The 25,211-nt window shown below is 63.7% G+C and carries 24 protein-coding genes; 18 read left to right on the top strand and 6 right to left on the bottom strand.

Annotated elements, in window-relative coordinates:
* The first annotated feature begins 5 nt into the window (after positions 1–5).
* Positions 6–1,304, top strand: coding sequence for an alpha/beta hydrolase (locus QF015_RS09670; RefSeq protein ID WP_310208876.1), 1,299 nt, complete (start codon positions 6–8; stop codon positions 1,302–1,304).
* The gene (locus QF015_RS09665) at positions 1,286–3,802 is read left to right on the top strand and encodes a bifunctional lysylphosphatidylglycerol flippase/synthetase MprF (RefSeq protein WP_429388654.1); all 2,517 of its coding nucleotides are present in this window, start codon (positions 1,286–1,288) and stop codon (positions 3,800–3,802) included. The genes QF015_RS09670 and QF015_RS09665 overlap by 19 nt, the downstream gene beginning before the upstream one ends.
* A 165-nt stretch (positions 3,803–3,967) precedes the next feature.
* Here QF015_RS09665 and QF015_RS09660 read toward each other — a convergent pair whose 3' ends face one another.
* The 3 genes from QF015_RS09660 to nucS form a co-directional block, all read right to left on the bottom strand.
* Positions 3,968–4,171 (bottom strand): cold-shock protein, encoded by a 204-nt coding sequence (locus QF015_RS09660; protein WP_018776337.1) that lies wholly within the window; start codon positions 4,169–4,171, stop codon positions 3,968–3,970.
* Positions 4,172–4,437: 266 nt separating this feature from the next.
* Positions 4,438–5,685, bottom strand: a complete 1,248-nt coding sequence (gene nagA / locus QF015_RS09655; protein ID WP_310208872.1) for an N-acetylglucosamine-6-phosphate deacetylase — start codon at positions 5,683–5,685, stop codon at positions 4,438–4,440.
* A gap of 45 nt (positions 5,686–5,730) precedes the next feature.
* Entirely contained in the window at positions 5,731–6,426 is a 696-nt protein-coding gene (gene nucS, locus QF015_RS09650) for an endonuclease NucS (RefSeq protein WP_310208870.1), read from the bottom strand.
* A gap of 57 nt (positions 6,427–6,483) precedes the next feature.
* Between nucS and QF015_RS09645 the strand changes: the two genes are divergently transcribed.
* Positions 6,484–6,828 carry an ATP/GTP-binding protein gene (locus tag QF015_RS09645; RefSeq protein ID WP_429388651.1) on the top strand — a complete coding sequence of 115 codons (345 nt, stop codon included), beginning with the start codon at positions 6,484–6,486 and terminating at the stop codon, positions 6,826–6,828.
* A gap of 18 nt (positions 6,829–6,846) precedes the next feature.
* Entirely contained in the window at positions 6,847–7,641 is a 795-nt protein-coding gene (locus tag QF015_RS09640; RefSeq protein WP_429388649.1) for an alpha/beta hydrolase, read from the top strand.
* A 156-nt stretch (positions 7,642–7,797) separates the two neighbouring features.
* On the opposite strand, the gene QF015_RS09635 is transcribed toward QF015_RS09640, so the two are convergent.
* Positions 7,798–9,090, bottom strand: coding sequence for an AI-2E family transporter (locus tag QF015_RS09635; RefSeq protein WP_310208864.1), 1,293 nt, complete (start codon positions 9,088–9,090; stop codon positions 7,798–7,800).
* A gap of 202 nt (positions 9,091–9,292) precedes the next feature.
* On the opposite strand from QF015_RS09635, the gene QF015_RS09630 reads away from it, so the two are divergent.
* From QF015_RS09630 to QF015_RS09595, 8 genes are all read left to right on the top strand, one after another.
* Positions 9,293–11,047 carry a hypothetical protein gene (locus tag QF015_RS09630; protein ID WP_429388647.1) on the top strand — a complete coding sequence of 585 codons (1,755 nt, stop codon included), beginning with the start codon at positions 9,293–9,295 and terminating at the stop codon, positions 11,045–11,047.
* A 37-nt stretch (positions 11,048–11,084) separates the two neighbouring features.
* A complete protein-coding gene (locus QF015_RS09625; RefSeq protein ID WP_429388645.1) occupies positions 11,085–12,086 on the top strand; it encodes a tetratricopeptide repeat protein in 1,002 nt (333 codons plus the stop codon).
* Positions 12,086–13,186 carry an NADH:flavin oxidoreductase/NADH oxidase gene (locus tag QF015_RS09620; protein ID WP_429388643.1) on the top strand — a complete coding sequence of 367 codons (1,101 nt, stop codon included), beginning with the start codon at positions 12,086–12,088 and terminating at the stop codon, positions 13,184–13,186. Before QF015_RS09625 ends, QF015_RS09620 begins: the two co-directional genes overlap by 1 nt.
* 40 nt (positions 13,187–13,226) lie before the next feature.
* Positions 13,227–14,132 carry an ABC transporter ATP-binding protein gene (locus QF015_RS09615; RefSeq protein WP_310208856.1) on the top strand — a complete coding sequence of 302 codons (906 nt, stop codon included), beginning with the start codon at positions 13,227–13,229 and terminating at the stop codon, positions 14,130–14,132.
* Positions 14,114–15,685 (top strand): transporter, encoded by a 1,572-nt coding sequence (locus QF015_RS09610; protein WP_429388641.1) that lies wholly within the window; start codon positions 14,114–14,116, stop codon positions 15,683–15,685. The genes QF015_RS09615 and QF015_RS09610 overlap by 19 nt, the downstream gene beginning before the upstream one ends.
* A gap of 87 nt (positions 15,686–15,772) precedes the next feature.
* Positions 15,773–16,555 carry a glucosamine-6-phosphate deaminase gene (gene nagB / locus QF015_RS09605; protein WP_310208852.1) on the top strand — a complete coding sequence of 261 codons (783 nt, stop codon included), beginning with the start codon at positions 15,773–15,775 and terminating at the stop codon, positions 16,553–16,555.
* An 8-nt stretch (positions 16,556–16,563) separates the two neighbouring features.
* On the top strand, positions 16,564–16,902 hold the full coding sequence (locus QF015_RS09600) for a DUF3039 domain-containing protein (RefSeq protein WP_089595519.1): 339 nt from the start codon (positions 16,564–16,566) through the stop codon (positions 16,900–16,902).
* A gap of 112 nt (positions 16,903–17,014) precedes the next feature.
* Positions 17,015–18,790, top strand: coding sequence for a DEAD/DEAH box helicase (locus QF015_RS09595; RefSeq protein WP_429388639.1), 1,776 nt, complete (start codon positions 17,015–17,017; stop codon positions 18,788–18,790).
* 82 nt (positions 18,791–18,872) lie between these two features.
* Here QF015_RS09595 and QF015_RS09590 read toward each other — a convergent pair whose 3' ends face one another.
* Complete coding sequence (locus QF015_RS09590; RefSeq protein WP_310208848.1) at positions 18,873–19,499, bottom strand: isochorismatase family protein; 627 nt, start codon at positions 19,497–19,499, stop codon at positions 18,873–18,875.
* Positions 19,499–20,827 (bottom strand): nicotinate phosphoribosyltransferase, encoded by a 1,329-nt coding sequence (locus QF015_RS09585; RefSeq protein ID WP_310208847.1) that lies wholly within the window; start codon positions 20,825–20,827, stop codon positions 19,499–19,501. Before QF015_RS09585 ends, QF015_RS09590 begins: the two co-directional genes overlap by 1 nt.
* Before the next feature lie 37 nt (positions 20,828–20,864).
* On the opposite strand from QF015_RS09585, the gene clpS reads away from it, so the two are divergent.
* The 6 genes from clpS to rdgB all read left to right on the top strand — a co-directional run bounded on the left by clpS (position 20,865) and on the right by rdgB (position 25,180).
* Entirely contained in the window at positions 20,865–21,227 is a 363-nt protein-coding gene (gene clpS / locus QF015_RS09580) for an ATP-dependent Clp protease adapter ClpS (RefSeq protein WP_024817261.1), read from the top strand.
* On the top strand, positions 21,220–21,786 hold the full coding sequence (locus tag QF015_RS09575; RefSeq protein WP_310208843.1) for a DUF2017 domain-containing protein: 567 nt from the start codon (positions 21,220–21,222) through the stop codon (positions 21,784–21,786). The genes clpS and QF015_RS09575 overlap by 8 nt, the downstream gene beginning before the upstream one ends.
* Positions 21,787–21,889: 103 nt before the next feature.
* A complete protein-coding gene (gene murI, locus QF015_RS09570) occupies positions 21,890–22,921 on the top strand; it encodes a glutamate racemase (RefSeq protein ID WP_397337295.1) in 1,032 nt (343 codons plus the stop codon).
* On the top strand, positions 22,918–23,715 hold the full coding sequence (locus QF015_RS09565) for an MBL fold metallo-hydrolase (RefSeq protein WP_310208839.1): 798 nt from the start codon (positions 22,918–22,920) through the stop codon (positions 23,713–23,715). The genes murI and QF015_RS09565 overlap by 4 nt, the downstream gene beginning before the upstream one ends.
* A 47-nt stretch (positions 23,716–23,762) precedes the next feature.
* A complete protein-coding gene (rph, locus tag QF015_RS09560) occupies positions 23,763–24,521 on the top strand; it encodes a ribonuclease PH (protein ID WP_011775233.1) in 759 nt (252 codons plus the stop codon).
* Positions 24,518–25,180, top strand: a complete 663-nt coding sequence (gene rdgB / locus QF015_RS09555) for an RdgB/HAM1 family non-canonical purine NTP pyrophosphatase (RefSeq protein ID WP_429388636.1) — start codon at positions 24,518–24,520, stop codon at positions 25,178–25,180. The genes rph and rdgB overlap by 4 nt, the downstream gene beginning before the upstream one ends.
* Positions 25,181–25,211 lie beyond the last annotated feature (31 nt).

The following is a 25,211-nucleotide window of genomic DNA, read 5'->3' as shown; positions in this document are numbered from 1 at the left end:
GCGCCATGGATTTTCTTTCGGACGTCAGCCTCGTTGGTGGTCCGTTCCTCTGGTTCAGTATCGCCTGCGGTGCTGCCGGTGGGGCGTACCTCCTGTGGCGACGACGCCGTTCGTGGCCACTCGTCGTGGTGGCCTCGCTCGCGATATCCGCCGGCATCGTGACGCTGGTTCACTGGATCCTGGTGGACCTCATGGCCGCGTTTTCGGAGAACCTGCCCTTTGAAACGCTGGCTTGGTCCGTGCCGGCTGTTGCCGCCATCCTCCTTTGCGTTGCGCGCTTTCCCCGCACGGCCGCAAGAGGGCGTTGGCTCAGCGTCCTTGCGATGCTCGGTGTCGTGCTTCTGAGTGCGGTCCAAGTGAACCTCTACTTCGGGTTGAACAACTCGGTAGGCGATTTGCTGGGTACTGCAGTGGCCCGCATTCAGCCCTTGGAAGCCAGCCTCAAACGGAGCCCCGAGGGCAAGGCCCATCCAGCCCTTGACGCGTGGAAAGCGCCCGAGGGTATGCCCGGCAGCGGGATCCTGCGCAAGGCCGACATCCCCGGAACCACCTCCGGATTCACTGCGCGGGAAGCGTACATCTACCTACCCCCCGCTTATCAGACGGAATCCCGACCAAAACTCCCTGTGCTGGTACTTTTCTCCGGCCAACCCGGTGGCCCCGCGGACTGGCTGACGGGCGGCCAGCTTCGTATGCAGCTCGACCGCTTTGCTGAAGCCCACCACGGCGTGGCCCCGGTGACAGTTGTGGTGGATCCGAACGGGTCCAGCAGTGCCAACACGATGTGCATGGACAGCCACATTGCCCCGGCGGACACCTATCTCTCCCACGACGTTCCTACCTGGATCAGCTCCACACTTGATGTCTCCGATGACCACAAGCAGTGGGCTGTAGGCGGCTTTTCGTTCGGGGGCACATGCGCGCTGCAGATGGGTACGTCCCACCCGGATATTTTCCCGTCGATTCTCGCCTTCTCGGCAGAGCGGGAGCCGGCGCTGGCCAAGGATCGAAACAAGACCATTCAGGACTCGTTCGACGGCGACGTCGAGGCTTTCGAGTCCAAGACGCCTTTGGTGTTGATGCAGGAGCGTCAATACCCGGGAAGCGGCGTGTATCTCGCCGCCGGCGAAACCGACCATGAGTTTACCGACTACATGCATGAGCTCGCCGCTGCGGCAAGGAATGCGGGCTTCGAAACCGAGGAGCACTCCATCCAGCACGCAGGGCATTCCTGGGATGCTGTGGTCAGAGGGATGCCGGGCGCCTTGGGCTTCCTTTCGGACCGGTGGGAGTTGCCGCAGTGAGCCTGGCCCTCAAGGGTGTTATCAAGCCTGCCTTGCTGCAGGCAGGCAAGCATTTGCGGGCCACGCCGTTCACCCTGCTGGTGCTGGTCTTGTTTGTGGCGTTGTCCCTGGTGTCCGGGAGTTTCCTGTCTGGTCCGCCTGAGCAGTGGCTTGCCTTCGCTGGAGTCTCATTGGAGGGCCTCCGGTCCGGCGAATGGTGGTCCATCTGGACATCGCTGTTCTTCACCACCAATCCACTGGCTTATGCCACGGCCATCCTGATGATTCTGTTCCTTCTGGGCCTTGCTGAGCGGCGCCTGGGGTCCCTCAAAACAGCAGGGGTTTTCCTGGGCAGCCAGTTCGCGTGTGTGTCTGCATTCCTGCTCGTCACGCAGGTGGCACAGCATTCCGACGACGGATGGCTCTCCCGGATGGCAGACACCCGCCTCATTGGACCGTACGGTGCGGCGCTGGCTACTGCCCTGGCTGCCAGTGCGCTGCTCACCACGCTGTGGCAACGGCGCTTGCGCACGGTGACACTTTCGGTGTCGTTGCTCTTGGTGCTGTACGTCGGGCACGCGGAGACCGTGGTTGGTTTCCTGGGCGCGCTGATCGGCTTGGCCGCCGGGTGGTGGATGCAGAGCAGCCAAGGACATCTCCATCTCCATCGGTCCACGGGGAGGGAAGTACGCAATCTCCTGTCCTTAACGATGGCCATCTTCGCTGTGGGTCCTATCGTGACCGCCGCAGCAAAAAGCCCATCAGGGCCCCTTGCCTTGCTGCGGGATGTCATTCTGAATCCTCTGCCCACGCTCAGCCAGTTGGAAAGCACCTGCGGCGGAACCATTGATGTGGCCTGCTTGGAGGTGGGCCGGCAGGCCTACACAGGCCCGTTCGGTTTGGCCTTGGCAGTGGTGCCCGTGGTCTTGCTTTTGATTTGTGCTGACGGCATGCGGCGCGGACGCAGGCTGGCGTTGGGGATCGCGATCGCAGTCCAACTGGTGGTAGTGGCGTTGTCGGCCATCTACCTTGGCCTGTTTGCCGGGATGCCCAGACTCCAGGGACGTCCCCACGTGCCCATGTTGAACTCTGCTGTGGTTCATCTCCTTCCCCTCGTCCTCGTGCCGCTGGCATTGGCTGTGCTCCTTTTCGCCTACCGTGGGCACTTTCGGGTGATGTCCTCGGATCGCCTCCGGCGCAGGATCTTCTGGCTCGTCGGCCTGACGGGGGCCGGGCTCAGCCTCACCTACACCGGTGTGTGGCTGGCCTCTGGAGGCATGGACCGCGACGGCGGGTTGTTGGGCTTGGCTGCCGAACTTGCCAGGCAGTATCTCCCCGTCCCCCTTCCGGGCGTGTACCGAAAAGTCTTCGCCGAGCGTGACGTCGTGGAGGTTTTCCTCTTCTCCTACTCCGGCACGGTCTTCTGGCTCGTGGCCTTGGTGGCCGTATGGATCTTGCTCGTCCGTGGACACCACGCCGGAGGACTCGACCATCAAGCCCGCGAGAGAGCCCGCAGCCTGGTGAAGGCAGGGGGCGACTCCCTGTCCTGGATGGCGCTGTGGGAGCCGAACAAGTACTGGTTCACCGCGGACGGAACCGGGGGAGTGGCCTACCAGCTGCATGGTCACGTGGCGTTGACGTTGGCGGGCCCGTTTGGTTCAGTCGGGCACCACCTGGAAACAGCCCGGGGTTTCCTGGAGTACTGCTCACAGCAGGCGCTGATACCGTGCTTGTACTCCTGCACCGATGAATTGTGGCCGATGCTGCAGGGGCGTGGGTTCCGCCGCGTGGCCGTGGCACAGGAAACCCGCCTGCGGATCAGGGGCCTGGAATTTCGCGGCAAGGAATGGCAGAACGTCAGGACGTCCTTGAACCGGGCAGCCAAGCTGGGGATCACAGCCAAGTGGGGCCGCTACTCCGAGCTTTCCCACGGTGTCCGGGCCCAGGTTACTGAGGTCTCAGAGGAGTGGGCAGCCCAGAAGAAGATTCCTGAAATGGGCTTCACCTTGGGTGGTCTGGACGAGCTGGAGGACGATGACGTCCTGTGCTGCGTTGCAGTGGATGACGCAGGATTCGTCTATGGGGTCACCAGTTGGCTGCCGGTTTACGAGGAAGGCGAGGTTGTCAGCTGGACGCTGGACTTCATGAGGCGGCGCGGGGACACCTTCCCGGGGGTCATGGAATTCCTGATTGCCTCGGCCATCCTGCACCTGCGTGGCTCTGTGGAGGTCATCTCCCTGTCAGGTTCGCCCTTGGCCCGGGAGAAGGGCGAAATCGAACAGCAAGCGGAAGGGCTGGCCGGAATTCTTGACGTTGTGGGGCAAGCATTGGAACCGGTTTATGGATTCAGGTCGCTGGCTTCTTTTAAGTCGCGGTTCCAACCCGAGTACCGAACGTTGTACATGTATTACCAAGACCCGCTGCACCTTCCTGCAATGGGCCGGGCTCTCAGCCGCGCCTATCTTCCGGGATTGTCGGTACGTCATTCCGCGAGGCTGCTCCGTACCCTCGTTGGTTGAATAGTCAACGCACATTCACAACGACGTTTTGGTGTTTCTTCATGGTTAGTAACAGTCGTTGTTGAAATATCAGACATTATCGGCCTTAAACACGTTGACCCCGGCATAAAAGCCGGGGTCAACGTGTTTGTTGAATCTGCAACAAGCAGGATTCAACAGGTAAGGCTAGACGACGGTAACGCCGGTTGCCTGGGGGCCCTTGGCGCCCTGACCGATCTCGAACTGAACGCGCTGGTTCTCGTCGAGGGTCTTGAAGCCGCCGGTCTGGATCTCGGAGTAGTGAACGAAAACGTCCCCATCCGAGTCATCCGGGGTGATGAAGCCGAAGCCCTTTTCAGCGTTGAACCACTTGACGGTTCCCAGTGCCATGTATTTCTCCTCATTGTGGAACATCAGTCCGATACACCTCGTACCGGCTTTGTTACTCCGCGAGAAGACCTTGGATTCCGGCCGGGCCGGGGCCCGGTTGGTTTCGCAGGAGCTTCACGCTCGCAACTCGTCTTGCGAGCATGAAAACCACCTACACAAAGACTGCTACAACACTTTCATGTGCCCTGCCGGAGGTCAACGGTCTTTTGGGCAATTCGGGAAAATTTTCGGTAAAAAGAAGGTAACGCAGGTGCTTTCAATTCACGCTATGACAACCACGCGCCGTTGCGCATGACGCCGGTGAGTTCCAGATCTTCGTTAGTAACAACGACGTCGGCGCGCAGGCCGCGGCGAAGTCCGCCTATTTCGTCGGAAAGTCCCAGGACAGCCGCGGGCACCGCAGTTGCGGAACAAATGGCGTCAGGAAGTCCGACGCCGGCCGCGACTGTTTTGCGGACAACCTCCAGGAGGGTGGCGGTGCCACCAGCGATGGAACCCGTGGAGTCCAACGTGGCGACACCGTCGCTGACGGTCACCGGGGAGGGGCCCAGCATGTAGCTGCCATCCGAAAGGCCCGCAGCGGCCATGGAGTCCGTTACCAGGACGATGTTGGCGGCGCCAACCAACTGGAAGACGGTGGCAACGGTGCTGGGGTCCAGGTGTGTGCCATCGGCGATCAGTTCCACCACGGCCTTTCCTTCCTGCGCCATCCGAAGGCATGCCGCAACTGGTCCCGGCGCGCGGTGGTGCAGGGGAGGCATCCCATTAAAAAGGTGCGTCACGGTGGGAAGCGAGCTGACGCCGTCGAACCCGGCTGATTCCAGCCCCTCGCGGGCGGCGGCCAGCGAGGCCGCGGCCGTGGCGTCGTCGCAATCCGTGTGGCCCAACGAGGGAGTGACGCCGTGGGAGGTCATCAGGTCAACCAAGGCAGCGGCGCCCGGAAGCTCAGGGGCGTAGGTCATGGTGGCCAGCTTGCCGGCGGCGGCTCCGACGAGCTCTTCCATGAGGTCGAGGTCCGGCTCCAGCAAGTAGTCGGGATTCTGGGCTCCGCAGCGGGCATGGGACAGGAACGGACCTTCGAGGTGTATTCCGGCCACCAGGCCTTCGTCGGCGAGCTTGACGTACAGCTGGATGCCGCGGAGGAGGTCTTCCGGGGGAGCGGTCACCATGCTGGCGAGGAAGGTAGTTGTTCCCGAACGGTGCAGGAAGTCGACGGCTTTACGCGCCGAGGACTCTTCCCCGCCAGGGAAGTCCCCGCCGTTTCCTCCGTGGCAGTGCACGTCCACCAAGCCCGGGATCAGGTAGCTGCCGCTGGGGACGCCCAGGCGCACGGCGCTCTGGAAACCTTCAAAAGCGGCGGGATCAAAGTCGTCCGCCGGGCCGGCGTAAGCGATCCGGTCCCCTTCTATGGCAACGAGGCCGTCCTCCACCACCTCGCCGTCGCTGACAAGCGTTCCTTTGATGATCTGGTGGCTTGGCGCGGAAGATGTGGGCAAACGATCTGCGGCAGTCATGTTCTTGATTCTAGTGGCCTGCAGCACACGCGCCCGGGGAAGGGCTTAGAAGAGCCGCGACTCGCTGTCATCCACGCCCCGCATGGCGTCATAATCAAGCGTGACGCAGGCGATTCCACGGTCATTGGCCAGGACCTTGGCTTGGGGCTTGATCTGCTGGGCCGCGAAAATCCCGCGGACCGGAGCCAGCAGGGGATCGCGGTTAAGCAGTTCCAGATACCGCGTGAGCTGTTCCACGCCGTCGATGTCACCGCGCCGCTTCAGTTCAACGGCCACCGTCGCGCCGTTGGCATCCCTGGCCAGGATGTCCACCGGACCGATTGCCGTGAAGTATTCGCGGCGGATGAGGGAGTAGCCTGCTCCGAGTGTCTCGATCTGTTCTGCCAGGAGTCGTTGGAGGTCCGCTTCGACGCCGTCCTTGATGAGGCCGGGGTCGGTGCCGAGTTCGTGCGAGGTGTCGTGCAGGTGCTCGTAGATATTGATGATGAGGCGGTCATCGGTCTTGGCGGACTGGACGGTCCACTGTTCCACCACCCCTTCTTCGACCTCGGTCTCCTCGGGCGTGGTTACCCTCAGGGTGGCCGGCGGGCTCATCCAGTTCAGCGGCTTGTAGGAGCCGCCATCGGAGTGCACCAGCACAGAGCCATCGGCCTTGACCAGCAGCAGCCGGGTGGCGAGGGGGAGGTGGGCCTTGAGGCGGCCAACGTAATCAACAGAACAACGGGCTATGACGAGTCGCACCCGCCCCACATTACCGTCTCACCATCTGCAACAGCGTGGCTGGGGCAGAATGGAAGCATGCCCCGCTCCAACCGCCCTCGTCGCAACGCGCCCAGCAGACGCTCCGGCAGTGCCGGTGGCAAATGGGCGGAGCCGGCGCCTGAGCTGGACCTTGAAAGGGCCAGGGGTGGAATTGCCCGTCGCGAAAGTGCCCCCGATGGGGACTGGATAGTGCGCACCATGACCGCCAGGAAGGCGGAAAAGCAGTACATCTGCCCGGGCTGCTCGACGCCCATCCTGCCGGGCATCGAGCACCTGGTGGTGTGGTCGGACAGCCACCTGTTCGGACAGGCCGCTGGGCTGGCCGAACGCAGGCACTGGCACAGCAACTGCTGGACTGGCCGGACGTATCGCTACCGCTGATTCGCTAGGCTTGGAAGCATGACTTTCGACCCCGCCTCGTTCGTGTTCGCCCCGCAGGATGCGCCCTCGGAGATCCGTGCTTCAACGGTCCTCCCTGCCCGACGCGAGAATGTGGAGTTCACCACCGAGGACGGCAAGGTGCTGCTGGGGGAGTTGGCGTTGCCGGAATCGGGAGAAATCACCGCGACGCTGATCACCCTCCACCCGCTGCCCACGCACGGAGGGTTCATGGATTCCCATGTCTACCGCAAGGCTTCGTACAGGCTCCCGGCGCTGGCTGGAGTGGCGGTGCTCAGGTTCAACACCCGCGGGACCCAGTCCCCGCGCGGGACCAGCGATGGCCAGTTCGAAGAAGGCCTGGGCGAGCGCTACGACGTGGAGGCGGCCGTCCGGTTTGCGGTGGAACGCGGTCTGCCGAACCGCTGGCTGGTGGGATGGTCTTTCGGTACTGAACTTGCCTTGATGTATGGCGCTGTGGAGCCCGTGGCTTCGGAGATCGAAGGTGCTGTGTTGCTGTCCCCGCCCTTGCACCGCGCCACGGATGTCCACCTCAAGGAGTGGGCCGCGTCCGGCAAGCCGCTCACGGTCCTGGTGCCCGAACACGATGACTACCTGCAGCCGGCCGAAGCAGTTCAGCGGTTCAATCTGGTTCCGCAGGCGCGGCTGGTCGGCGTCGACGGCGCCAAGCACCTTTGGGTAGGCGAGAAGTACGCTGCGCGGGTCCTGAATGAAATCGTCGACGACGTCACTCCGGCAGGTGCGGGCGTTGCCGGCCTGCCCCGCGAGTGGGCGGGGCCGGTTGCAAGCGCCTAGCCCGGTTGCAGCGCCTAGCCCGGTTGCAGCGCCTAGCCCGGTTGCAAGGGCCTAGCCCGCTTGCAAGCGCCTAGCCCGGTCGGTCCGGTTCGTCTAAAGATCATGCCCCTCAACCATGTGGTTAAGGGGCATGATCTGTTCAGAAGGCCAAGGGGGTTAGTGCCGGTCCTGGCGGACGATGAAGACTTCCTTGATCAGCAGCATGATGGCCGCCGCCGTTGGAATGGCGATCAGTGCGCCCAGGACGCCGAGCAAGCTGCCGCCGGCAATCACCGAGATCACGGCCACCGCTCCGGGGACTGCCACCGCGCGCTGCATGATGCGCGGGGAGATGAAGTACGCCTCGAACTGCAGGTAGGCAAAGTAGGCGATCGCGTAGATGACGGCGGTCTGCCAGCCGGCGGTGAGGGCCACCAGGATGACCACGACGGCGGCGATCATGCCGCCCACCAGGGGAATGAAGGCGAGCAGGGCCACGACAAAGGCAAGCAGGACGCTGAAGGGGATTCCGAGGATCGTCATGACAATGAAAGCGAAGATCGCGTTCAGCAAGGCGACACAGGCCTGGCCGATTACGTAGTTGCCCACAGAATCGGTGATTGCCTCAGAGAGCGCCTCAACCCGGGGCCGGCGGGACCGGGGAGCGAGACGGTAGGCCCATTTCTTCATGGAAGGCAACGCCGCCAGGAAGTAGAGGCTGAGGACCAGCACGATCAGGGAGCCGAACAGGCCGTTGGCCACCGTGGATCCGAAACCCACGACACCGCCGAAGATGCCGCCCATGGCCTCGGGGTCCTTGACGAACTTATCCAGTTCGGTGGTGATCCGGTCGCGGACACCGAATTGGCTGTCGGCGTTGCGGAAGAAGTCCGAGTCGAGGAAGCCCCGGATCCATTCCGGGGCCTGGCGGACAATTTCCGATACCTGTTCAACGATGGTCGGAATCAGTGTGGCGAAGAAGCCGGCGACCGCCAGGACCAGGGCTGAAACGGAGATCAGGATGCCGGCCGGCCGGGGGACCCTGCGGGACTCAAGCCAGCGGACCACCGGGTCAAGCCCGAGGGCAATGAAGAGGGCGGCGACGATCCACAGGATGAGCTGGGTGGTGTTGCTGGCGATATAGAACACAGCCAGCGCGATGCCGACGCCCGCGGTCCCCATGAAGCCGACATACAGCGGGTGCTGGGATGACATTCGGGGCCCCGGGGAGCCGAAGCCATGGTCGTCCTCGGGCCGGAGGCTGCCTGCCCCCTCATCTGTTTCGTCTTCGGGAGGCATTTCGAAGCGAACGCGGTTGCGGGCTCCAGGGATGGGCTGCCTCAACCTGCGTCCAAGGGCGGCAAGTCGTCCAGTGCGAACTGGAACTGTTGCGGCGGTGCCATCCGAGGGAGCATCCACCGCACTTGACCCGGGCTCATCGGTGGGACGGGGCTCCAAGTGGTCTTTCACGCGGTTTTGCTGCCTTTTCGGTAGAGGTAAAGGGCTGAATCAGGCGCCAAAAGGCCCGGATATCATGATCATCGCCACACTATCAGGAGCGCGGAATGGCGCGAGGGCGGCGCGATGGCGGGGTTTTCCGGATGTCGGGGAGATCACCTCGATCTGACTCTCTGATAACAAAACGGTTACCCTTGAAGTTCAACGACCGCTGATGATAGGTGATCCTGTGCGTTTGAAGACTGCAGCCTTGCTGGTGCTGCTGGGCCTGCTGACGATGCTGGCCGGCATTGGCCAGCTGACATTCTGGGCCCCCGCCGAGACCGTGACTGCCTCGGTTCCCAGCGATACCAAAGCTGCCCCGCTGACCGTGATCGACCAAAAGTTGATTGCCCTCCATGACGGGCCGGTGAAGATCAAGATCCAAGGTGAGGGCAACTTCATGGTTGCTACCGGACGCCCCGATGACGTGGAAGCCTGGGTGGGTGAAACTGCCCACACTACGCTGACCGGCGTGTCCGCAGACCAGAAGTCCCTTGAAGCTTCATCCGTCGACGGGGAAGCCACGGCGCCCTCCCCGGCCGGCTCCGATCTTTGGGTCAGCACAGAAGACGCCAGCGGCGAGCTGGACTACACCTGGAATCCTCCGGCCGATGGCGAGTGGTCCCTGCTGGTAGCCAGCGACGGAACCAAGCCGGCGCCGTCGTCGATTTCCATGACGTTCCCGAACAACGCCACTACGCCTTGGGCAGTGCCGCTGATTGTTCTGGGCATCATCATCATCCTGGTGGGAGCAGCCCTTCCGTTCATCGCGAAAGCGCTCAGCAACCGCCGCAAGGACGGCCAGGGCGATGGGCCGCATGATGGTGGGGAAACCACCACCCTGCCCGTCCAGTCGCCTTCAGGTGACGCCGGACGCAGCCGCAGTTCCGAAACCGAGGGTCCGGCGCTCCGCGTAACAGCCCTTGCTGCCGCCCTGGCAGCAGTGTTGGTGGGTGGCACGGCCGTGTCGGCTCAGGCAACCACGACGCCGGAGCCAACGGCTTCCTCGTCGTCCGCGGCAGCTTCCGAAGATGAGGGCACACCCGTCCTGCTGGAGTCGCAGCTGCAGCGGATCCTTGAACAAGTCGCCAGCACGGTGGATGCCGCCGATGCTGCCAAGGATGCCGCCAAACTGGCTCCCCGCGTAGACAAGATGGAACTGCAGGTCCGTACGCAGAACTACAAGATCCGCACTGCCGTATCTGCCTACGAGGCACGTATGCCCGTCCGGGCCACGAAGCTGCAGAGCAGCGTTATCAGCACCAAGCGCGAGTGGCCCCGTACGGTCTTCGCCCTGACGCAGGGTGACGGCAACGTCGTGCCGCAGGTCCTGACGCTGGTTCAGTTGTCTCCTCGTGAAAACTACAAGCTCTGGGGCACTGCCCCGCTGCAGCCGGGTACCAACTTCCCGTCCTTCCCGGTTCCCCGCGAAGGAACCGAGTCTGTACCCGCCGGTGACAACACCGGACTGGCATACAGCGGAAACGAGGCTTTGGGCATCCTTGCAGAAATGCTGACCACGCCTGATTCCCCGAACCGGAGCAAGCTGGCCGACGGCCAGGCGTCGCCGTACATCGCAGGCGCCTTGGCCTACCAGGCGGACACCGTGAAGAACGGGACCAGCGCCAACTTCAAGTTCACGCACACCCCCGTCACCAACCAGACCGTCGTGCTGCGCACAGCCGACGGCGGCGCACTGGTAGTGGGTCGCTTGGACTTTGCCTTCGAGGGTACGCCCAAGGCTGCTGGCGACAAGCTCCTGCTCGAGGACGATTCCGCTGTCTTCGCCGGGGGCAAGGAGACGACCACCGGCATGGTCCTGAACTTCGCTGAGTCGGTTGCCGTCTACATTCCGCCGGCAGGTTCTGCTGATCCCATGAAGCTCGTGGCAGCTACCCGCGGGCTGGTGGGAGCCAGCTTCAAGTAGGCATTGCCGTGGCAGGGCAGCGGCTAGAGTGGACGGTATGAGTTCGCCCGGATACCGACCCACTCCAGCCGCTGCCAGCCAGCTCAACCTTCGCGGCGCCGTAGACCTCTCGTCGCTGCGCCGCCCGGCCACGCCCCCGGCACCCCCCGCTTCCGCGGACGGTGGTGCGCCCACCGGTGGTGCCGCCGGCGGGGCCCCCACCGGCGAGGCCGGCAGGGCACCCCTTCGCGTGGATGCCACTGAAACCAACTTCCAGGATCTGGTGCAGCTTTCTGCGCAGATTCCGGTGCTGTTCCTCCTTTGGTCGCGTTACGCGGCGGAATCGCCGGCAGTGCTGGACGCCGCCGAACGCGTGGTGGAAAGCTACGGAGGCCGTCTGGTTCTTGCCGCGGCCGATGTTGATGCCTTCCCCCAACTGGCACAGGCCTTCCAGGTCCAGGCTGTCCCCACGGCTGTTGCAGTGGTGAAGGGCCAGCCCGTTCCCCTGTTCCAGGGTCCGGCAGATGATGCCCAGATCAGGGACCTGGTGGAGGAGCTCCTGAAGGTGGCCGCCGCCAACGGGGTTACCGGGAGCATTGGTGACGCCGCCCAGGACCAGGAAACCGAACCTGAACCCCTCCCGCCGCTCCACCAAGCGGCCCTTGACGCCATCGAGGCAGGCGACTATGCCGCTGCCGTGGCGTCGTACAAGCAAGCCCTCCTCGAACAACCGGCCGACGCTGACGCCAAAGCCGGCCTCGCCCAGGTGGAGCTGATGGCCAGGCTGGAGAGTCTCTCCGCTCCCGATGCGGAAAACCTCCGTGATCTTGCCGCCCAGGAGCCGGACAATCTCGAGGCCCAGCTGGGTGTTGCCGACCTCGACGTTTCCGGTGGTCACATCGAGGACGCCTTCAACCGCATCATCACCTTCATTGGCAGGAACTTCGGCCCGGAGCGCGAGACTGCGCGCGTAAGGCTTCTTGAGCTTTTTGAGGTCGTGGGCACCCGGGACGAGAGGGTAGCCAAAGCCCGCCAGGGGCTCGCGAGGGTTCTTTTCTAGTGCCGTCCGCGCTGTTCTCCCCACTGCAGCTGCGTTCACTCACCATCCCGCACCGCGGGTGGGTCTCGCCGATGTGCCAGTACAGCTGCCATCCCGGGACCGGAGAGGGCGTCCCCAACGACTGGCACCTGATGCACCTGGGTTCTTTCGCAACCGGCGGAGCAGCCCTGATCATGAGCGAGGCAGCAGCGGTCAACCCTGCGGGCAGAATCAGCCCCTTGGACGCGGGCCTGTACACGGATGAGCAGGCCGCCGGCTGGCAACGCGTTGTTGATTTTGTCCACCGGCATGGTGCGGTCGACTGCAAGATCGGGGCCCAGCTGGCCCACGCAGGGCGTAAGGCGTCGACGTATTGGCCCTTTTCCGATCGCTCCGGGTCCGTCCCGGCGTCGGACGGTGGCTGGCCCACCGCAGGGCCTACCACCCAGCCGTTCGATGGCTACGCAGCACCGGAAGCCATGAGCGAGGAAGACATCCGCGGTGTGATCGCCGACTTTGCCTCTGCAGCCGCGCGTGCCGTTGCCGCGGGCTTCGACACTGTGGAGATCCACGGAGCCCATGGATATTTGCTGCATCAATTCCAAAGCCCCCTCATCAATACCCGGACTGACAGTTGGGGTGGAAGCGAGGAGGGGCGGAACAGACTCATGCTCGGGGTGGTGGACGCCGTGCGCGGGGCCATTCCCGACTCCATGCCGCTCCTGTTGCGGATCTCCGCGTCGGATTGGGCCGATGGGGGAGTGGATGTCAAGGCGTCAGTCCGGCTGGCCCGTTCTGCCGCCGAGCGCGGCGTGGACCTGGTGGATGTCTCGTCCGGTGGCGCTGTGGCCCACCAGAAGATCAGGGCCGTTCCCGGCTACCAGGCCGGGTTTGCCGAGCAAGTAAAGCGCGACGCCGGTGTTCCCACCGGCGCGGTGGGGCTGCTCACGAGCGCTGCCCAGGCTGAAGACATCGTTGCCAATGGGCGGGCGGACGCTGTGTTCATGGCGCGGGCGGCCTTGCGCGATCCCCACTGGTGGCTCAGGGCAGCCTACGAGCTCGGCCACGACATCCCGTGGGTTCCGCAGTATCAACGCGCTGTTCCCCGCCACGGCTTCTAGAACCGGCTCCACCTTCCGTGCGCGAGGTTAGGCTGGACACATGACGGAATCACGCCATGAACCCACGCCCATTTCCCCGCCACCGCCGGTTGCCGCGCCACCACAAGGTCCCGCAGAACCCGCACCGGCATCCCCGGCAGCACAGCCCGACGCTGCGGTATTTCCGCACGGAGGCTCGTCTGCGGATGCGCCGCTGTCTGCCCTGTCGATCCGGGGCCTGGCCAAGCGCTTCGGGGACAAGATCGCGGTAGACGGCGTGAGCCTGGAGGTTCCCGCGGGTTCCTTTTACGGCATGGTCGGTCCCAACGGCGCCGGCAAGACCACGACGCTGTCCATGGCGACCGGGCTCCTGCGTCCGGACTTTGGCACAGCATTGATCCATGGCGTCGATGTCTGGGCGCGGCCGCTGGAGGCCAAGAAGCTCATGGGCGTCCTTCCCGATGGGGTACGCCTTTTCGACAGGTTGACGGGCGAGCAACTGGTGACTTACTCCGGACTCCTCCGTGGCATGGACCGCGAGGTTGTCGGATCACGGGTTCACGAGTTGCTGGCTGCCCTTGACCTGGAGGCCGATGCCGGATCTTTGGTGGTGGACTACTCCGCTGGAATGACCAAGAAGATCGCCTTGGCCTCTGCACTGATCCATGCACCGCGCCTCCTTGTCCTCGACGAGCCTTTTGAGTCGGTAGACCCGGTTTCGGCCGCCAATATCCGGGGCATCCTGGAGGGCTATGTTTCCTCGGGAGGAACCGTCATCGTCTCCAGCCACGTCATGGACCTGGTGCAGCGCATGTGCAGCCACGTTGCCGTGGTTGCCGGGGGTCGCGTTTTGGCGGCGGGCTCCGTGGACGAGGTCCGGGATGGTTCGTCGTTGGAAGAACGCTTCGTCCAATTGGTGGGCGGCGGACACCGGACGGAGGGGCTGGAATGGTTGCGCACCTTCTAAACCTGAAGTGGCGTCTGCTCCTTAACGGGTTCAAGCGCAGCCCATGGCAGTTGGTTGGCATGGCGCTGGGACTTCTTTATGCCTTGGGAATGCTGGTGCTCCTGATTGGAGGCCTCATAGCGCTGCGGTGGGCTGATCCGGAGATCGCCCACACCGTGGTGGTATTGGGTGGAGCGGCCACTGTTCTTGGATGGGCCATCATCCCGCTGGTTGCCTCTGCGGTCGATATGACCCTGGATCCGGCCCGCTTCACCACGTTCGCGATTCCTTCGCGCCAACTACTGACCGGGTTGGCCCTCGCTGGATTCATCGGTATTCCAGGCCTGGCCACGCTGCTTGCTGCTTTGGGCACGGTAGGGACATGGTGGCGCAGCGTTCCAGCGGTCACCGGCGCGGTCCTGGGCGCCGTCCTGGGTGCCCTGACCTGCATTGTGTTGTCCAAAGTCGTGACGACGGCGACCGCCGGCCTCGCAGCGTCACGGCGCTTCAAGGACGTCAGCAGCATCATTGTCTTCATACCCCTGGTGCTGATGGGCCCCATCATGGTTGGTGTGGTGGACGGCGTCCGCGATAGTGCCGACTATTTGGCAACGCTCGCCCGAACAGTGTCGTGGACGCCGCTTGGTGCGGCCTGGTCCCTTGGTGGTGACGCCGAATCCGGTAATTTTGCGGCAGCGGGATTGAAGTTCCTGATCTCCGCGGCCACTATTGCCGTCCTCCTCGTATGCTGGCATCTCCTCCTTAAACGCGCCCTGGTGACGCCCCCGTACTCTGGTGGGGCGGCCAGGAAAGGCGGGAAGCTGGGGCTGTTCGGCCGGCTTCCCGGGACGCCGGCAGGGGCTGTTGCTGCCAGGGCGTTGATTTACTGGTTGAAGGATCCGCGATACGCAGCGTCCTTGGTGATTGTTCCGTTGTTCCCTGTGCTCTTCTTTTTCAGCGGGTCGCAGAGCGGCAGTTATGGGCTGCTCATGATCCTGGGGCCTTTGACGGCCTTCGTCATGGCGTGGTCCATTTGCGCTGATGTTTCCTATGACAACACCGCCTTTGCCCTCCACCTGGCGGCGGGGGTCCGCGGCGTTGACGACAGGCTGGGGCGGGCGTTGGCATGCCTGGCAATCTCTCTTCCCATCGTGTTGATCTTCACCATCGGGCCGCTCTACGTGACGGGGGATTGGCAGTGGCTGCCCAACCTCCTGGGATTGTCGCTCGGGACGCTCTTTACGGGGCTCGGGCTTTCCTCGGTCATTTCGGCCCGGTACAACATCGCAGTGCCCCTGCCCGGCGACAGCCCGTTCAAGAAACCGCCGGGAAACGTCGCCCAGACGCTGGCCGTCCAGGCGGTGGGCATGGGCGTCCTGGCTCTCCTGTTGGTGCCGGAACTTGCATTGGTGGCAGTCCAGGCTTTCACGGGTGGCCCGGAGGCTGGCTGGATCAACCTGGTGGCTGGTCCGTTGCTGGGTGCCATCCTGTTCGTTGCAGGTGTGCGCCTCGGTGGAAAATGGTTGGACGCACGAGGTCCGGAAATGTTCGCCCAACTCAGCGTTAATCGTTAGCTGCGTAACAACCATGCTCATAGGTGGGACATGGGATAACGTCTGTGTCAGATAGCTCGAAGCCCCTTACGAAGAAAGGCCGTGACGATGGAAGTTGTCATTCTCCCTGGCACCAAGCAGATCGGCGCGCTTGCGGCCGATGCCATTGAAGCTCTGGTGCGCCGCAAGCCGAATGCTGTGCTGGGCCTGGCCACGGGATCGTCTCCGCTGCCCGTCTATGACGAGCTGGCCCGGCGCTTCGATGCCGGTGGTTTGGACTTCAGCCAGGCACATGGCTTCGCCTTGGACGAGTACGTTGGCCTCGAAGCGGGACATCCGGAGTCCTACCGTGAGGTGATCCGACGTGAATTCACCAACCGGGTGAACATCAAGCCGGAAAACGTCCATGGTCCGGACGGTGCGGCCAAGGACCTGGAGGCTGCCTGCCAGGCCTATGAGGACGCCATTAAGGCTGTTGGCGGCGTGGACTTGCAGATCCTTGGCGTCGGCACTGACGGCCACATCGGATTCAACGAGCCAGGATCCTCCCTGGCTTCCCGGACGCGGATCAAGACATTGATCGAGCAGACCCGCAAGGACAACGCCCGCTTCTTCGACAGCATCGATGATGTCCCCCACCACGTGGTGACGCAGGGGCTGGGGACCATCATGGATGCCCGGCATGTGGTTCTGGTCGCAACGGGTGCCCAAAAGGCGCAGGCAGTGCGCGATTTCGTGGAAGGACCCGTGGCCGCCATCTGCGCAGCATCAATCCTTCAGATGCACCCCCACGCCACGATTCTGGTGGATGAGGCAGCCGCATCATCGCTGAAATTGGCTGACTACTATCGCCACACGTACGACAACAAGCCGGAGTGGCAGGGCATCTAGACGGTAAGATGTTTGGCATGACTACGCTTCCTCCGGATCCATTCGAAAACGACCCCATGCGCGAGCTTTCCGGAGCCGGAACGTCCACTGCCACCATTGAGCGCGAGGAAACGCGCCAGGAAGTGGAACCCGGCGACCGCGAGCGTTTTTCCCACTATGTCCGCAAGGAAAAGATCATGGAGTCGGCTCTGACCGGCGAACCGGTCATTGCCTTGTGCGGCAAGGTCTGGACGCCGGGGCGGGACCCTCAGAAGTTCCCGGTGTGCCCGGAGTGCAAGGAGATTTATGAAGGCCTCCGCCCCGGCAACGACGGTGGAAAAAACGGCGGCCCGGGCAACTCCAAGTAGTGGGTGGGAAGAGAACACAGGTCCCTTCTGATCGTCACCGTTTTGACCTCCATCCCGGCGTTACCGCCGGGCTGGAGGTCATAGCCGCTGCCATCAGGCCGGGGGAGTCAGCATGACAGAGACACTTTTTGGTGGCCCGTCCCTGCCTCCGGCGTATCCCGAACGGGCCGCCTGGGGTACTGCGCCTAAGCTTCGTGCCTGGCAGCAGGAGGCCCTGGACGTTTACATGACCCGCAACCCGAAGGACTTCCTCGCCGTGGCTACGCCGGGCGCTGGTAAGACGACCTTCGCACTGCGCATCGCCACCACGCTGCTGGACAGCGGCGTGGTCAACCGGGTCACGATTGTTGCGCCGACCGACCACTTGAAGCGGCAGTGGGCAGACGCCGCGGCCAAGGTCGGCATCGCCATCGATCCGAACTTCAAGAACTCCGATGGCCAGCACGGTCGCGGTTTCGTCGGCGTGGCCGTCACGTACGCGCAGGTAGCGAGCAAGCCCATGCTGCATCGCGCCAAGACTGAAGCGGCGCGCACCTTGGTGATCCTTGACGAAATCCATCACGGCGGAGAAGCGCTCTCCTGGGGCGACGGCCTGCGTGAAGCTTTTGATCCCGCTGCACGGCGCTTGTCCCTGACGGGTACTCCGTTCCGTTCCGATACCTCGCCCATTCCTTTCGTTGAGTACGCGGAGGACCGGGACGGCATCCGGCGATCCAAGGCCGATTACACCTACGGCTATGGCAATGCGCTGCGGGATCACGTGGTCCGCCCCGTGCTCTTCATGGCTTATTCGGGCCAGATGCGCTGGCGGACCAGTGCCGGGGACGAAATGGCCGCGTCGCTGGGTGAAGCAGCCGTCACCAAGGACATCACGTCGCAGGCATGGCGTACGGCGTTGAACCCTACCGGTGAGTGGATCCCCGCGGTTCTGGCTGCTGCTGACAAACGCCTCAGCGAAGTCAGGCGGACGGTGCCGGACGCCGGTGGCCTGGTCATCGCCACGGACCACGACGACGCACGCGCCTACGCGGGCCAACTCAAGAAAATCACAGGTCAGTCGCCCACGGTGATTCTCTCGGATGACTCCAAGGCCTCGAGCAAGATCGAGGAATTCTCCGCAGGAGAACAACGCTGGATGGTGGCTGTCCGCATGGTGTCCGAAGGCGTTGACGTTCCACGCCTGTCGGTGGGCGTCTACGCCACCTCAACCTCGACGCCGTTGTTCTTTGCCCAGGCTGTCGGGCGCTTCGTGCGTGCCCGAAAAAGGGGAGAGACGGCGTCGGTCTTCCTTCCGTCCGTGCCGCCGCTGATGATTCTCGCCAACACCATGGAGGCCGAGCGCGACCACGCCCTGGACCGCCCGGAGAAGGACGAGGACGGTCTTTTCTCTCCCGAAGAGAACCTCATGGCGGAAGCCAACCGCGAGGACAAGGCCTCGGACGAACTCACCAAGGGCAAGTTCGAAGCATTGGACTCCCAGGCCTCGTTCGACCGCGTGCTTTTTGATGGCGGCGAGTTCGGCACGGGAGCTGACATCGGTTCCGACGAGGAACTGGACTTCCTGGGCATTCCCGGCCTCCTGGACGCCGAGCAGGTAGGAACGCTGCTGCGTCAACGCCAGCACGAACAGCAGTCGCGCAAGAAACGCCAGTCTCCGTTGGCGGCTGCGGCTTCACCGGCTGTGCCTGACCACCGGATGCTCATGGACCTGCGCAATGAGCTGGCAAAGAACGTTGCGGCGTGGTCGGCCCGCACCGGCACCCCGCACGGAGTGGTCCACACCAAGCTGCGCGAAGTGTGTGGCGGACCGGCAGTGGCGCAGGCCAACGAGGAGCAGTTGCAGGCACGTTTGCGCAAGCTCCAGGACTGGTTCATCGGCAGGAAATAGCAGGACCAGCCATCAGCCGTTACAACGAAGGGCGCCGCGGTTGCGGCGCCCTTCGTTGTGCATGTTCCGTGGTGTACCGGACTCAGTCCCGTTCGACGTCGACGCCGGCCGCTTCCATTTCCTCCAGCGCCTCCGTGAGGTCTTCGGCGATTCCGGCCGTAAGTCCGGCGATGACCGTGGTGGTGTAACCGGCCTGGACAGCATCCAATGCCGTTGACTTGACGCAGTAATCGGTGGCGATGCCCACTACCACTACTTCTTCGACGTCGTGGCTTTGCAGCCAGTCGTCAAGTCCTATGGCATCCTCGTCCAGTACTTCGGCGACTGTGGCACCGGCCTTCAGGTCTCCCGAGGGAACGTCGTCTTCGGGGGCCAGGACGCCTTCAAAACCGGAGTAGGCCGCCGTGTATTGCCCCTTGCGGAAATAGGCTTGGATGTACTCGGGGTCCAGGTCCTCATGCAGTTCGGCGCCCTTGGTCCGTGCACGGCAGTGCGGAGGCCAGGAGTCCACCATGTCCGGGTCCTCGGAAAAATGGTCCCCGGGTTCGATGTGCCAGTCCTGGGTGGCCACGATGTGGTCGAAGTGCTGCTGGTTGGCGTCCACGTATTCCGTGATGGCGCCGGCGATGGCGGCGCCACCTTCGACGGCCAGTGAGCCGCCCTCGCAGAAGTCGTTTTGGACATCAACGATGATCAGGGCACGTGACATCAGTTCTCCTCGTAGACGGTGGGAATGGCGGCTTCGCCGCGCTGGAGGCGGTTCACGACGGCGGGCAGCTCGGCCATGGTGGCGGCGTGCCTCTCCTTGGCGCGGATCACGCCCTCGGGGCCGGTCCAGCCGGGAAGTACCTCTCCGTTCTTGACGAATTGGTGCAGCAGGGCGCGGTCGTTCCCATCATCTTCGGGACGGTGGCCGATGCCCACGACCTCCTGGGTGGCCCGCCCGCGGTCATTGAGTTTGCGGAGGGCGTACTTGCGTCCACCAACGCTTGTCTTGTTCTTGGCGGCTTTGGCCACCGAGATGAATTCACCGGCGTCGTTGGTGCGGCTGACCAGCTTGTAGACCATGCTGGCCGTCGGGGCGCCGGAGCCGGTCACCAGGGACGTGCCGACACCATAGGAGTCCACCGGGGCGGACTGGAGGGCAGCGATGGCAAATTCGTCGAGGTCAGAGGTCACGACGATCCGGGTGTTGACGTTGCCGAGGTCATCGAGCAACTGCCGGACCCATTGAGCCTGGGCAATGAGGTCGCCGGAATCCAGGCGGACCGCGCCGAGTTTGTCGCCGGCGAGCTCCACTGCGGTGCGGACGGCGGTCTCGACGTCGTAGGTGTCCACTAAAAGCGACGTGCCGGGGCCAAAAGTCGCGATCTGGGCTTCGAAGGCTTCCCGCTCTGTGTCGTGCAGCAGGGTGAAGGAGTGGGCCGCCGTGCCCACGGTCTTGATGCCGTAACGTCGTCCGGCCTCAAGGTTGGATGTGCTGGCGAAGCCGGCGATGACGGCGGCGCGCGCGGCCGCCGTCGCCGATTCCTCCTGGGTCCGCCGGGAGCCCATCTCGATGCAGGGGCGGGTGCCCGCCGCGGAGGTCATCCGTGAGGCGGCGGATGCAATGGCGCTGTCGTGGTTGAGGACCGACAGGATGTAGGTCTCCAGGATGCAGGCCTCCGCGAAGGTCGATTCCACGATCAGGATGGGGGAGTTGGGGAAGTAGGCGTCGCCTTCGGCATAGCCCCAGATGTCACCGCTGAACTTGTAGTCGGCAAGATAGTCCAGGGTTTCCCGGTTGACCACCTTGTTCTGCTCAAGGAAAGCGAGTTCAGCGTCGCCGAACCGGAAGTCGGCGATGCCCTCCAGAAGGCGTCCGGTGCCGCCCACTACGCCGTACCGGCGGCCGTCCGGCAGCCGCCGGGCGAAAGCTTCGAACACCGAACGACGATGCGCTGCGCCGGAGTGCAAAGCGGCCTGAAGCATCGTCAGTTCGTAATGGTCTGTGTACAAGGAAGTTGCGGGATGGTCCCAGGACGTGGCTCTACTCACGAATTCACTCTAGTGCGAGCCGCCCTAGAATGGACAGATGAGCCCTAGCGTTGCGTACGGCACCGACATCGATGAGCGGACGAAAGCTGCAGAGCAGTCGTCCACCGATGTCCTGACAGCCCCCGATATCCCGTGGAACCTTGTGATCTGGAATGATCCCGTGAATCTGATGAGCTACGTAAGCTTTGTTTTTCAGAGTTACTTCGGCTATTCCGAGTCCAAAGCCCACAAGCTCATGATGGAGGTCCATAAGAAGGGCCGGTCCATCGTGGCCCATGGCAGTAAGGAACAAGTGGAGCAGCATGCCGTGGCCATGCACGGTTTTGGCCTGTGGGCCACTGTGGAGAAGGCTGCAAGCGGCAACGAAACACCCGGAAAGGGCGGCCGCCAGCGTGGCTAAGGCATTCAAGTACGGACTCAAGGGCATCACCGGATACCTGGAACCCGCCGAGCGCGACCTCCTGCGCGGACTCCTGGACGACGTCATCTCCATGCTGGAGCAGGACGTGCGGGAGAACGAGGACCCGCTGGCGGCGCTCGTCGGCCTGGACATGGACGTCAAGCAACCCAGCGATCGCGCCCTGCTGCGGCTGTTGCCGAACGTCATGAAGGACGACGACGGCGGCTCGCTGGAGTTCCGGCAACTCACCGAACGCTCCGTGCGGGAAACCAAGATCGGTGCCCTGAAGGCTGCGGCCTTGGGGCTGGACAAAAACGACCTGGTCCTGACACCGGAAGATGCCACCCGGTGGTCCATGGCACTGAACGATGTCCGCTTGGTTCTGGCCGAACGCCTGGACATCCGTGACGAAGCGGACGCCGAACACGTCCACAGCATGCAGGACTGGAGCCAGGCCGAAGACGTCGAGAGCTACCTGGCCTTGGTCTACAACTTCACCACCTGGCTGCAGGAGTCACTGGTGCAGGCCATGATGGCTGCCAGGCAGGCGAAATCCTGATCCGGACGGCCCGGTGGCTCCCACTGCTTGTGACGCATCAGACACGAGGCGGTGACCACAGGTAATGGCCGCACACCATGGGAAGCCTTATTCTCGAATAATTATGACTTCATCATCGGGTTCACCAGGCGGCGCCGCGGGCAGTAACGCCCCCATCAGCACGGGCGAACTCGTGGGGACGCGCCCGATCGGCATTTTCGACTCCGGAGTGGGTGGGTTGACCGTGGCGCGGTCCATCATCGATCAGCTCCCCAACGAGTCAATCCTGTACGTCGGTGACACCGCCAATGGCCCCTACGGCCCGCTGCCCATCGCCGAAGTGCGTGCCAACGCGCTGGGCGTGATGGATGAGTTGGTGGACTCCGGGGTGAAATTGCTGACCATCGCCTGCAATTCGGCGTCCGCCGCTGTGCTGCGGGACGCACGGGAACGCTACACCGCCCGCTACGGCATTCCGGTCATCGAGGTCATCCAGCCGGCAGTGCGGCGTGCCGTCTCGGCTACGCGTTCCGGCAGGATCGGGGTCATCGGAACCTCGGCTACCGTGGGATCGCGGGCCTATGAGGACACCTTCGCAGCTGCTCCGGACCTCACCATCACCTCCGTGGCCTGTCCGGCGTTCGTGAACTTCGTGGAGGCCGGCATCACCACAGGCCCTGAGCTTCTCGCCGCCGCGAACGAGTACCTGGAGCCGCTCAAGGATGCCGGTGTCGACACCGTTGTCCTGGGATGCACGCACTACCCGCTGCTGACAGGGGTGCTCTCCTTCGTCATGGGAGAGGACGTCACGCTCGTGTCCAGCGCCGAGGAAACCGCCAAGGACGTCTACCGCGCCCTGGCCACCCACGGCATCCAACGGACCGAGTCCACTCCGCCGAGCCACGAATTCATCGCCACGGGAGATGCCGACCAGTTCGAAACCCTGGCCCGGCGCTTCCTGGGGCCGGAGGTACTCTCCGTGAAGCACGTGGACCATGTGGCCGCGCAGTACCCCACAGGCAGCCTGGCGCGCATCACGCCCGAGATGCTGGAAGCGGCTCGCTCAGGAGCGGGACTGTCCCGGCGCTCATACTTCGTGCAGCCCGATCCGGCCCTCGACGGCGACGCGGGCACAACCCTGGGGCGTGTGCTGTGAAACTGACCATCGTGGGCTGCACGGGTTCCTTTCCCGGTCCCGGGTCTCCGGCGTCGTGCTATCTGGTAACAGCCCACGACGGCGAACGGGAATGGAAGATCGTCATGGACCTGGGCAGTGGCGCCCTGGGGGCGATCCAGCGATACACCGATCTTGAGGACATTGACGCAATATTCCTCACGCACCTGCACCCGGACCACTGCATGGACTTGTGCGGGCTCCATGTCGCCGTCCGCTGGAAGCCCGGGGGATGGGGACGTGACAGGCTCCCGGTATGGGGACCAGCGGCGACGGCGGACCGGATGGCCACGGCGTACGGGCTTGATCTGGATCCCGGCATGCATGAGGAATTCGACTTCACCAACTGGGCAGAACTCGAACCTGTCACCGTGGGTCCGTTCACTGTGACTCCCTATGCCGTCAACCACCCGGTGGAAGAGGCCTACGCCTTGCGCGTGACGGCCACCGAACCCGGTAAAGACGGGGTGCCCGTGACCAAGATCCTGACGTACTCGGGCGACACTGATTCGTGCCAGGGACTCGAAGACGCGGCCAAGGGCTCTGATCTGTTCCTCTGCGAGGCAGCGTTCGAGGAAGGCCGGGACGATGACATCAAGGACGTCCACCTCACAGGCAAGCGGGCAGGCGAAGCCGCAAGCAATGCCGGGGCCAAACGGCTCCTCCTCACCCACATTCCTGTTTGGACCTCACAGACCAAAGTGTTGTCCGAGGCGAAACCGGTCTTCGCCGGAGACGTGGCAGTAGCCGTCGCCGGAGTCCACTACACGATCTAGCGGGGGATCGGCGTCGGGAGGCGCGCTGGCTTGGCTAAGCTTGAACCATGACTTCTGAAGCTACAGCCACACCCGTCATCCGAGCCGATGGCCGGACACCCGACCAACTGCGTCCCATCAGCATCACCCGCGGCTGGTCCAAGCAGGCCGAGGGTTCGGCGCTGATCGAGTTCGGAAACACCAGGGTCCTGTGCACAGCGTCACTGACCGAGGGCGTGCCGCGGTGGCTTAAAGGCGAAGGCCGCGGATGGGTCACTGCCGAGTACGCCATGCTTCCCCGCGCCACGAACACCCGTTCGGACCGGGAGTCCGTGAAGGGCAAGATCGGTGGGCGAACCCACGAGATCTCGCGTCTGATCGGCCGCTCCCTGCGCTCCATCATCGACACCAAGGCGCTGGGCGAGAACACGATAGTTCTGGACTGCGACGTCCTGCAGGCCGACGGCGGCACCCGGACCGCCGCGATCACGGGCGCCTACGTTGCACTCGCGGAAGCTATCCGTTTCGCCCGCGAGAACAAGCTGATCGCCCGCAACGCCGAGCCGCTGGTGGACACCATTGCCGCTGTCTCGGTGGGCATCATCGATGGGGTACCCATGCTTGACTTGCCCTACGTGGAGGACGTGCGCGCGGAGACGGACATGAACGTCGTGGTCACCGGATCCGGGAAGTTCGTTGAAGTCCAGGGCACGGCTGAAGGCGCCCCCTTCGACCGTGACGAACTCAACGCGCTGCTTGACCTCGCCTTGCTGGGCACCACCCAGCTGTCGGCCATCCAGCGTGAGACGTTGGCTGAGGCCCCGTGAGCGGCACAGTGACAAACGGGGCTCCGCGTCTTGTCCTTGCCACACATAACAAGGGCAAGCTGAAGGAACTCCGCGAACTGCTGCGGGGCCAGGTTCCAGGGCTCGACGTCGATTCCCAGGTGGTGGATGCCGCTGCGGCAGGTGCCCCGGATGTGGCGGAAACCGGTGTCACGTTTGCCGAGAACTCCCTCCTCAAAGCCCGCGCCGTAGCTGAAGCGACCGGCCTGGTGGCCATCGCTGACGACTCCGGACTTGCCGTGGACGTCCTGGGCGGAGCTCCAGGCATTTTTTCGGCGCGATGGTCCGGCACGCATGGGGACGACGCCGCCAACCTGAAGCTGCTGCTGGCCCAGCTCTCCGACGTACCGGAGGCGTTCCGCGGGGCAGCGTTCGTCTGTGCTGCCGCGTTGGCCGTGCCAGGCCCTGATGGTATTGCCCACGAGACGGTGGAGTATGGCCAGTTGGAGGGGACCCTCCTGCGCGAACCCCGCGGCGATGGCGGCTTCGGCTATGATCCCGTGTTGCAGCCGGCCGGGATGGACCGCAGCTGCGCCGAACTGAGCTCAGAGGAGAAAAACGCGATCAGCCACCGGGGACAGGCGTTCCGCGCGTTGCTTCCGGCCATCGTGTCCGCCCTGTCCCGGGACGGCTCCAACTAGTTCCTGTCCTACGCAAAAGGCACCCCGCAAC

The organism is Paenarthrobacter sp. TE4293 (assembly GCF_050435325.1).
GTDB classification, from domain to species: domain Bacteria; phylum Actinomycetota; class Actinomycetes; order Actinomycetales; family Micrococcaceae; genus Arthrobacter; species Arthrobacter nitroguajacolicus_C.
Note: the sequence above shows the minus strand (reverse complement) of the source record. Positions and strands in the feature narration are given on the sequence as shown.

Bases quoted from the DNA above. Each gene is read 5' to 3' on its own strand.
- QF015_RS09670 (WP_310208876.1), top strand. From the start codon at position 6: ATGGATTTTCTTTCGGACGTCAGCCTCGTTGGTGGTCCGTTCCTCTGG.
- QF015_RS09660 (WP_018776337.1), bottom strand. From the start codon at position 4,171: ATGGCACTGGGAACCGTCAAGTGGTTCAACGCTGAAAAGGGCTTCGGC.
- nagA (WP_310208872.1), bottom strand. From the start codon at position 5,685: ATGACTGCCGCAGATCGTTTGCCCACATCTTCCGCGCCAAGCCACCAG.
- QF015_RS09645 (WP_429388651.1), top strand. From the start codon at position 6,484: ATGCCCCGCTCCAACCGCCCTCGTCGCAACGCGCCCAGCAGACGCTCC.
- QF015_RS09640 (WP_429388649.1), top strand. From the start codon at position 6,847: ATGACTTTCGACCCCGCCTCGTTCGTGTTCGCCCCGCAGGATGCGCCC.
- QF015_RS09630 (WP_429388647.1), top strand. From the start codon at position 9,293: ATGATAGGTGATCCTGTGCGTTTGAAGACTGCAGCCTTGCTGGTGCTG.
- QF015_RS09625 (WP_429388645.1), top strand. From the start codon at position 11,085: ATGAGTTCGCCCGGATACCGACCCACTCCAGCCGCTGCCAGCCAGCTC.
- QF015_RS09615 (WP_310208856.1), top strand. From the start codon at position 13,227: ATGACGGAATCACGCCATGAACCCACGCCCATTTCCCCGCCACCGCCG.
- QF015_RS09610 (WP_429388641.1), top strand. From the start codon at position 14,114: ATGGTTGCGCACCTTCTAAACCTGAAGTGGCGTCTGCTCCTTAACGGG.
- nagB (WP_310208852.1), top strand. From the start codon at position 15,773: ATGGAAGTTGTCATTCTCCCTGGCACCAAGCAGATCGGCGCGCTTGCG.
- QF015_RS09600 (WP_089595519.1), top strand. From the start codon at position 16,564: ATGTTTGGCATGACTACGCTTCCTCCGGATCCATTCGAAAACGACCCC.
- QF015_RS09595 (WP_429388639.1), top strand. From the start codon at position 17,015: ATGACAGAGACACTTTTTGGTGGCCCGTCCCTGCCTCCGGCGTATCCC.
- QF015_RS09590 (WP_310208848.1), bottom strand. From the start codon at position 19,499: ATGTCACGTGCCCTGATCATCGTTGATGTCCAAAACGACTTCTGCGAG.
- clpS (WP_024817261.1), top strand. From the start codon at position 20,865: ATGAGCCCTAGCGTTGCGTACGGCACCGACATCGATGAGCGGACGAAA.
- murI (WP_397337295.1), top strand. From the start codon at position 21,890: ATGACTTCATCATCGGGTTCACCAGGCGGCGCCGCGGGCAGTAACGCC.
- rph (WP_011775233.1), top strand. From the start codon at position 23,763: ATGACTTCTGAAGCTACAGCCACACCCGTCATCCGAGCCGATGGCCGG.